This window comes from Limnoraphis robusta CS-951 (assembly GCF_000972705.2).
The window spans coordinates 1-8262 of the sequence record NZ_LATL02000296.1; the positions used below are offsets into that span (position 1 = coordinate 1).

General features: G+C 40.6%; 7 protein-coding genes and 1 tRNA gene. 6 read left to right on the forward strand and 2 right to left on the reverse strand.

Translation table 11 applies throughout. From position 1 onward, the window contains the following. Positions 1-317 precede the first annotated feature (317 nt). From WN50_RS24795 to WN50_RS24805, 3 genes are all read left to right on the forward strand, one after another. Positions 318-1214 (forward strand): aldose epimerase family protein, encoded by an 897-nt coding sequence (locus WN50_RS24795; protein WP_046277314.1) that lies wholly within the window; start codon positions 318-320, stop codon positions 1212-1214. A gap of 61 nt (positions 1215-1275) precedes the next feature. Further along, positions 1276-1347 (forward strand) — tRNA-Lys (locus WN50_RS24800). 245 nt (positions 1348-1592) lie between these two features. Further along, positions 1593-2408 carry a hypothetical protein gene (locus tag WN50_RS24805; protein WP_049561117.1) on the forward strand — a complete coding sequence of 272 codons (816 nt, stop codon included), beginning with the start codon at positions 1593-1595 and terminating at the stop codon, positions 2406-2408. A gap of 110 nt (positions 2409-2518) precedes the next feature. Here WN50_RS24805 and clpP read toward each other — a convergent pair whose 3' ends face one another. Beyond that, positions 2519-3130: an ATP-dependent Clp endopeptidase proteolytic subunit ClpP gene (gene clpP, locus WN50_RS24810; RefSeq protein ID WP_046277312.1), complete on the reverse strand. Its 612-nt coding sequence runs from the start codon at positions 3128-3130 to the stop codon at positions 2519-2521. 529 nt (positions 3131-3659) lie between these two features. Between clpP and WN50_RS24815 the strand changes: the two genes are divergently transcribed. The 3 genes from WN50_RS24815 to WN50_RS37825 all read left to right on the forward strand — a co-directional run bounded on the left by WN50_RS24815 (position 3660) and on the right by WN50_RS37825 (position 6835). Next, a complete protein-coding gene (locus WN50_RS24815; protein WP_049561120.1) occupies positions 3660-4697 on the forward strand; it encodes a hypothetical protein in 1038 nt (345 codons plus the stop codon). 195 nt (positions 4698-4892) lie between these two features. Beyond that, positions 4893-5981 (forward strand): GUN4 domain-containing protein, encoded by a 1089-nt coding sequence (locus tag WN50_RS24820; protein ID WP_049561125.1) that lies wholly within the window; start codon positions 4893-4895, stop codon positions 5979-5981. Positions 5982-6634: 653 nt separating this feature from the next. After that, the gene (locus tag WN50_RS37825; RefSeq protein ID WP_425354840.1) at positions 6635-6835 is read left to right on the forward strand and encodes an H-type lectin domain-containing protein; all 201 of its coding nucleotides are present in this window, start codon (positions 6635-6637) and stop codon (positions 6833-6835) included. 157 nt (positions 6836-6992) lie between these two features. Here WN50_RS37825 and WN50_RS24835 read toward each other — a convergent pair whose 3' ends face one another. Beyond that, positions 6993-8108, reverse strand: coding sequence for an acyltransferase family protein (locus WN50_RS24835; protein WP_046277311.1), 1116 nt, complete (start codon positions 8106-8108; stop codon positions 6993-6995). Positions 8109-8262 lie beyond the last annotated feature (154 nt).

Sequence of the window (8262 nt, forward strand, 5' to 3'; positions counted from 1 at the left end):
TTGCTGTAAGGGTTGTCAATGAATCAGTAATCCAAAGCCGTGAGGCTTGGAGAATCCCCTTTCTTTAGAAATGGGGAGTATGTCAACTCCGATGGTTCAACGGGTTCACAACAGGTCTTTAGGCCTCTAAATGTTCTGCCTGAACGGATCGACTTTGTGCGACAATGGGTAGGCATTCTTGTGTTGAACGATTTTTGTTCATCAAGACTTACCGGGCTACAGATTAGGGTGTAAAAAGTGCTGAAACTGCGCTAACACACCCCATTCATTCAGGCTTTGCGTAGGTTCTTTCAGTTCTACATCACTGACGAATCACTGTGTTTGCGATCGCTTTAGAACAGAAACAATACAAAACCTACTGCTTGTCTGACCTGGCTGCTCAGTCTCGGTTAGAGGTTGTACCCGAGCGGGGAGGGATGATTACTCGTTGGCAAGTCAAAGGAAAGGAACTCCTCTACCTGGATGCAGAACGGTTTGCCAATCCCAACTTGACGGTACGAGGCGGGATTCCGATTTTGTTTCCGATTTGCGGAAATTTGCCGGATGATGCCTACCGTTACAATGGTCGGCGCTACAGTCTCAAGCAGCATGGTTTTGCTCGGGATCTGCCTTGGACTGTCAGCGATCAAGTGGCCAGAGATCACGCGGCGATTACGCTGACGCTCTCCAGCAATGGCGAGACTCGCTCTGTTTATCCGTTTGATTTTGAGCTGGAGTTTACCTATAAGCTCAAAGGCAATGAGTTGATTATCTTTCAGCGTTTCACAAACCTCTCGGGGACGATGGAGGGTTTACCCGCTCAAGTGATGCCGTTTTCGGCGGGGTTGCATCCCTATTTTTTTGTTGCGGATAAGAATCACTTGCATTTTGAGATTCCGGCGATGCAATATCGAGACCAGATGACCCAAAAACTCCACGATTTTACAGGTCGCTTCGATCCGAGTTTAGATGAAATTGATGGGATTTTTGGCCCGTTAACGGGGTTGGCTGCGATCGCAACGGATACCAGTCGCAACTTACGAATCGCCATGAGTTACAGTTCTGCCTACTCAAATGTGGTGTTTTGGATGGTCAAGGGCAAAAACTACTATTGTCTCGAACCTTGGACGGCTCCCCGAAATGCTTTGAATACAGGTCATTTACTCACCTATCTCAAGCCGGGAGCCAGTTGTGAGATGTTGGTTCATCTGAGTGCAACATTTTTTGGAAAATAGTGTTTACATTGATCAAGAAGCTGTGCTAGAATGATTAATCGTTGAGCAAAAATCAATGAAAGGGTCGCTAGCTCAGCGGTAGAGCACTCGGCTTTTAACCGATTGGTCCTGGGTTCGAATCCCAGGCGACCCATAAAAGTTAATGTCATTGCCTTAAGCTTCTTCCAGCTTTTGTGTCCCTGTAGAGAAAATCATGCTACAGATGATAAATCTCTAGAGAATAGGCGCATGAGGGGGCGGGAAAATGTAAGTTGTTGCTGAGAAGACATCAAATTTTGGCAGAGGCACGCATTTTTTACTCAACTTTCCAACTTGTTTGGTAGTGAGTAAAGGGTGAGGAACGTTAGAATAAGGGTTTCAAGTTACCTATTGATTATTATGTTTGCTCAATTTCGATCTCGCTACCCGACAGGCAGTTTAATCTCTGAGTTGCTGGCGATCGATCATGGCAAGTATGTAGTTCGGGTTTTGGTTGAAGTCGATAGTACCATTATTAGTTCGGGACTGGCGGCGGCGGATACGGTTGAATTAGCAGAAGACCAAGCCCGAGTTCGATCGCTTCAAGTTTTAGGCATTGAAACCTCTACAACCTTACCTCCTTTGTCGTCTACTCGTTCTTTTTCTGCCTCTGCGAGTACACCTCAATTTGAACTGAATTCAGCCCCCGAACAACCCCAGCTTTCCGCCTCTGTGGTAGAGTTTGAATCTGAGGCTGAGGCTTTTCCCCCTTTTCCTGAATTGGAAGATTCGCTTCGGAGTTCGACTGCAAGTTCATCGGAGGATTGGCTCTCAGCAACCTATATTAAGCCGAGTTCTTCCCTTAAATCAACTTCAACGGATTCGAGTTCGACGTCCTCAACGAAGGGGCGAGGTGCTTCATTACCTCCTTTACCGGATCAGCCTTTAAATAGCAGTAATGATCTTTCCGCTTATCCTGAAGAGATTTCTCCGACTCCTGGGACTGCTAACAAGAAAAAGTCAAAAGCATCCCTAGAGTCTACAGATTATTCCCCAGAAATTGCTAAAACCGATCTGGAACTGAAACGTTTAGGTTGGACAAAAGAACAGGGGATAGACCATTTACAAAAAACCTACGGAAAGCGATCGCGTCATTACTTGACAGAAGATGAGTTGCTGGACTTTCTACATTACCTCGAATGTCTTCCGACTCCCACACCCCACGCAGACAGTTAAATAGGGAGTGGCGAGTGAGGAATGGGCAGTAATGGGGACAGGTTACTGAATAAAACCCCGGTGCGCGATCAAGTTACCGGGGTTTTTAGGGCGTAACTGTTAACTGATTTTTATCCGCCGTTGTGAGAACTGGTGTGAGCAGCTAAGGCTTTGCGATCGTAAACTTGATCAATTAAGCCATAATCAACGGCTTCTTTAGCGGACATGAAGAAGTCCCGTTCGGTATCTTCTTCAATACGGGAAAGGGGTTGACCTGTGTGATCAGCCAAATGTTGGTTGAGGCGATTCTTCAAATAGAGAATTTCTCTAGCTTGAATTTCGATATCGGTGGCTTGTCCTTGGGCGCCGCCTAACGGTTGGTGAATCATTATCCGAGAATGGGGTAAACTCATCCGCTTTCCTTTGGCGCCCGCACTCAGCAAAAATGCTCCCATACTTGCAGCTAACCCGATACAAATGGTGCTAACATCGGGGCGAATATGGTTCATGGTGTCGAAAATCCCCATACCAGCCGAGACTGAACCCCCCGGAGAGTTGATATAGAGGTAAATATCCTTTTCGGGATCTTCTGCATCGAGGAACAGCATTTGAGCGACGATCAGGTTTGCTAAATCGGCGGTTACGGGTTGTCCGAGAAATATAATGCGATCGCGTAAAAGTCGGGAATATATATCAAAGGCGCGTTCACCGCGACCCGATTGTTCAATAACGGTTGGAATCATAAAAACCACCAATCAAGTTCACTGTTTTTGATTGTAGCGACTGTTGTGGGGTTAGAATCACGCAATAGGGAAATCACTACCTGTGAAGGGAAAGGCGATCGAGATCAAGATTTCGTTCAACTGAAGAAAAAAGGGTTTTCTCACCCTTTACCAAATCTCCAATTAAATAAATCTTGAAGATATAGAAAAAAATAAGCAGAGATCTCTAGAAAAGGTGTAAATTCTGGATTGTCACCCAGCCTACAGGGAAACTATGTTTTTTTAGGGTTTTAGGTTTTCTGAAGAAAAAAGTGGTGAAATGCTATCCCACGATAGGTTTTGGCGATACGCCTGACGGCACGCAAAATCTTAGAATGAAACAGCCCTGGGAGCCTTAAAAGAGGGGGTTTTTACTCATTTTTTTACTAATTTTATAGGTTTAATTAAAGTTCCGTAAATCTACGGAGGCTCGGCGATCATTTAACGGGTATCTTGGAGTTAGAAGTTCATCGCTCGGATTTTATCAATTTTCGTTTCGGGAGTTCAACTCATGCTTGGATGGATTTTTGGCGGCTTGGTGAAAAAGTTAGAACGTTCGGCGAAAAGAGTAGAACGGGATTTTGTTGATCGTTCTGCAAAAAAGTTAAATAAACTTGCAAATGACCTTGATTACATGGTTGCCAAACGAACGGACAAAGTAATGAACCGGATGGAAAGCCTAGAAAATAAGACGGTTCAAGATATTAACGAAATCATAGATCAAACCACTAAAAAAGTTGATTACATGGTCGCCAAACGAACGGACAAAGTAATAAGCGGGATGGAACGCCTAGAAAATAAAACAGTTAAAGATATTAACAAAATAATAGATCAAGCCGATGAAAAAGTCAAGGAAAACCTGCGGGAAATTGATCGCATTCGCAGGGAAACTATCGAAGAAGTCAACCAGACGATTCAAGAAACGGATTATTATCTTGAAAACCGCATTAACCAAATTTCATTGATCGTGATGGAATCAATCGTTGAAACCAAAGATTTAATCCGAGATCTAGAATTATTGGAAACTCAAGTTTTCGATGATGCTGGTTATTTAATCGATCAAATCGAAGAAATAGTCGATAAAACTATCGAACAAGTTCGCGGAGAATTGCGGCGACATAGTGCAGAATTAATTCCCAATCCTTTTGATCCCTGTCGCCAAAAACTGGGGTTGGGATTAAAGCTTGGTTTTCAGTTATCGGATATTGAATATTATCGGTTGATAGAATGTTATGAACTAAGCAAATTAACCCCAAACACTCCCGTACAAACCATCATTGAAACTTACGGTCAACTTCAACTGAATGCAGCCAGAATGGTTGCTTTAACTCGCAAAGCGCCGGAGTTAAGAAAATTCGCCGTTGAAGATTGGTTAAAGTATGGTGTTTTGTGTCAATTTTGGAGTAACACCATCAAAATTTATGATTCGACCGAGTTAGAAATAGAGTCTTCTCCCTCACCGCAGCAGTTCAATTATCAAGAGTTACAAACAAAACTGATCGAATCTATTTCTAGTTTGCAGCAAAAGTTTTCTAAACCGACGGATTAGCTTATAGTTTGTAGTAGTAGTCAGTAGTAGTCAGTAGTAGTCAGTAGTAGTCAGGGGTTGAAACCCCTGCCTAATAAATAAAGTCCTCTCAAGAGGACTAATAATTAAAATATTAGTCGGTTTTAACCGACTTTCACTATTAGCCGGGGAATTAATTCCCCGGTGCGATCAAATCTTAAACCCAGGATAAATCTAATGAACTCCAACGACAACAAAACCCCTCTAGAATACTACGAAAGAGCAATTCAAGAGTTAACCAATACTCGCGAACAGCTTCAAACCGAGTTGGAAAGTCTAAAAGCGTTGAAGGATGAATTAAAATCCACACAGAATGAACTTGCAACAACCAAAGCTAAACTTGATGACACCCAAAGAGAATTATCAAATACAAAACAAGAACTTCAAGAGAAAACTGAGCCTTTTGAAAAATTAAGCCAGAAAATAGAAGCACGGGTTAATTATTGTTATTCAAACACTCAAGATGTTAAAAACAAGATGGATACTGAGTTAGAAACTCTCAGAAAAATGCAGGCTTCCTATCAAACCTTGAAGGATGAACTTGCAACAACCCAAGCTAAACTTGATGACACTCAAACCGAGTTATCAAAAACCAAACAAGAACTTAAAAAAGAGACCCAAGTCTTAAAGACTCAACTTGAACGCACTCCAACCGAGTTATCAAAGACCAAACAAGAACTTAAACAGGAAACAGAACTTTTGAAAAAATTGAGTAATAAAATTGAAGCGCAGGTAAATTATTGTTATTCAGAAATTCAAAATGTAAAAACCCATATCAATAGCTTAAATCCCGATATTTCTGGACGTTGTTTATCCTTTAACTATCGAAAACTGAAGTATTTTCTAGAAAATAAAATGTGGAAAGAAGCCGACGAGGAAACATTTAAAAAACTGCTTGAGTTAACCGGGAGAGAAAAAGAAGGAAAATTACTGGAAACCGATCTTAATTTACTGTTCTCTGAAGATTTGAGAACTATTGATCGACTCTGGATAAAATATAGTGATGGACATTTTGGCTTGAGTATACAAACTAAAATTTATCACAGTTTGAGAAATACTCACCAAAAAGAAGATCGAGTCTGGAATGCTTTTGGAGAGAAAGTAGGATGGTGTGCAAACAATATCTGGCTTTGGTACAAATCTGTAAATTTTTCGACTTCGGCTCCTTCTGGTCATTTACCTGCGAGAATATGGGATAACTGGGATAAAGGTGGTGTGGGTTCTTTTAAACCTCTTTTATCGAGACTGATTGATTGTGGAATTTGAAGTCTGTCGAGGAATGAATTCCCCGTCTAATAAACAAAGTCCTTTTAAAAGGACTAACAATAAAACTTGAGTCAATTTTAACTAACTTTTGCTATCAGTATAATTTTAATCAAGGACAAATCTAATGAATTATAACGACAACAAAACACCTCTGGAATACTACGAAAGAGCAATTCAAGAGTTAACTAATACTCGCGAACAGCTTCAAACCGAGTTGGAAAGTCTCAAACAGTTGAAGGATGAATTAAAATCCACACAGAATGAACTTGCAACAACCAAAGCGGAACTCAAAAAAGAAATGCAAGCCACAAACGCCGATCTACAAAAGCAAAAAGAAAAGTTATATAGAATAGAAAGCGGTGTTTTTGCGGGAAGCGTTGAAAAAACCGAAGGATGGAAAGGAACTCTGACTGATACTAAAGGAGATAATCGCTTTATTCGACAATACATTGAGTTTAAGAAAGCTTTCAACAACCCTCCAAAAGTTGTAGTGGGAATCTCTTATGCTANCCACAAACGCCGATCTACAAAAGCAAAAAGAAAAGTTATATAGAATAGAAAGCGGTGTTTTTGCGGGAAGCGTTGAAAAAACCGAAGGATGGAAAGGAACTCTGACTGATACTAAAGGAGATAATCGCTTTATTCGACAATACATTGAGTTTAAGAAAGCTTTCAACAACCCTCCAAAAGTTGTAGTGGGAATCTCTTATGCTAACGTTTCTAGAAAAGCTAATCATCAATTAAAAGTTAAAGCTGTTGATATTGACTGCAAAGGATTTTTCTTAGAAATTCAGACTTGGGGAAACACTGAAGTTTTTGGATGTGATGTTAACTGGTTGGCTTATGGTTTGTAGTTGCGCTTGAGTGCCATCTTAGCTTGATTTTTCTGCGTGCATCGCAACAACGAGCTTAGTTAATTTTTTGTAGAGATCTCTAGAAAAGCTGTAGAGTGGGTGACATCAAAGATTTGTGCATTCTTATGTAAATTCTCGACTGTCACGCACCCTACTTTTAAATTTTGATGAACCAACGTTTCTGATACATTCCATACAACACCACCCACCATATTAAAATATTGGCGATCGCAAACGCTAAAGAACCGTTCATTTCACCCGCCCAAGACACAAATATATTTTGATAAATCCAAGTTTTCAAACTAATTAATTCGCCATTTTGAGGAATTTTAGTATAAATTAAAATTCTTGCTACAAATCCTGAAGCGACAAATAAAAATATAGGGTTTAGTCCCATGACTTCCCAGGGAAATCCCCACTTTCGTTTCTGACGAACTTCGATGATTTCATAACATCCTGCAAGTAATAATAACGCCCAACCTGCGGTAACGAGAACATAAGAACTTGTCCATAAAGCTTTATTGATGGGAAAGATTAATCCCCAAAAATGACCGATAATAATATTACATAAACCCATAACGACTAAATTGAAACTGGTGTGGCTGTTTGCGGGTTGTTTTTTCAGCCAGTCTCCAGTGAAATACCCGATTAAAACGGTGACAACTGCGGGAAATGTACTAAATAATCCTTCTGGATCGTATTTTCCCTTTCCTAAAAGATGATTTTCACTCAAGATTAGGCGATCAATATAAGCAGCTAAATTTCCTTCGGGAGTGAGGTTTCCGACTCCATAACCGGGAAGAGGAATCAGTTGCATGGCGATCGCATATCCCACTAAAATTATAACACATAAACCTGCTATTTGTTTGCGGGATAGGTGTAAAATTGCGATCGCGGAGAGTCCGTAAGCGAGACTAATTCGTTGTAAGACTCCCATGATTCTAATATTGCTGAAATCATAGTTCGGATAACCATTAAGAAGCAATCCCAATAAAAACAAAATAAGACAACGACGTAGAATTCTCAGATAGAGTTGAGGAGAAATTGTCTTTTCAGACTCTCGATTTTCTGGGGTGTATTTAGCGAGGGAAAATGCGATCGCTACACCGACAATAAAGAGAAAACTGGGAAATATTAAGTCAGTTGGGGTGTAACCATGCCAGTCTGCGTGTTTTAAGATTGGATAGACATGATTCCAGCTTCCGGGATTATTGACTAAAATCATGCTTGTAATTGCAATTCCCCGGAAAACATCTAGAGAAGTGAGTCGCATTAGTTCAGGTTTATATTAACTTTTTATTTTGACTTGTCATCTTAAAAGTCTATAATATAGCGGTTTTTAATTTTTAGAGGAACAGTGGGGATTAAAAACCCGGTAACTGATACCATTTCTTTCTAATTATGCAACTTTTTTCGATCCCCCCGCC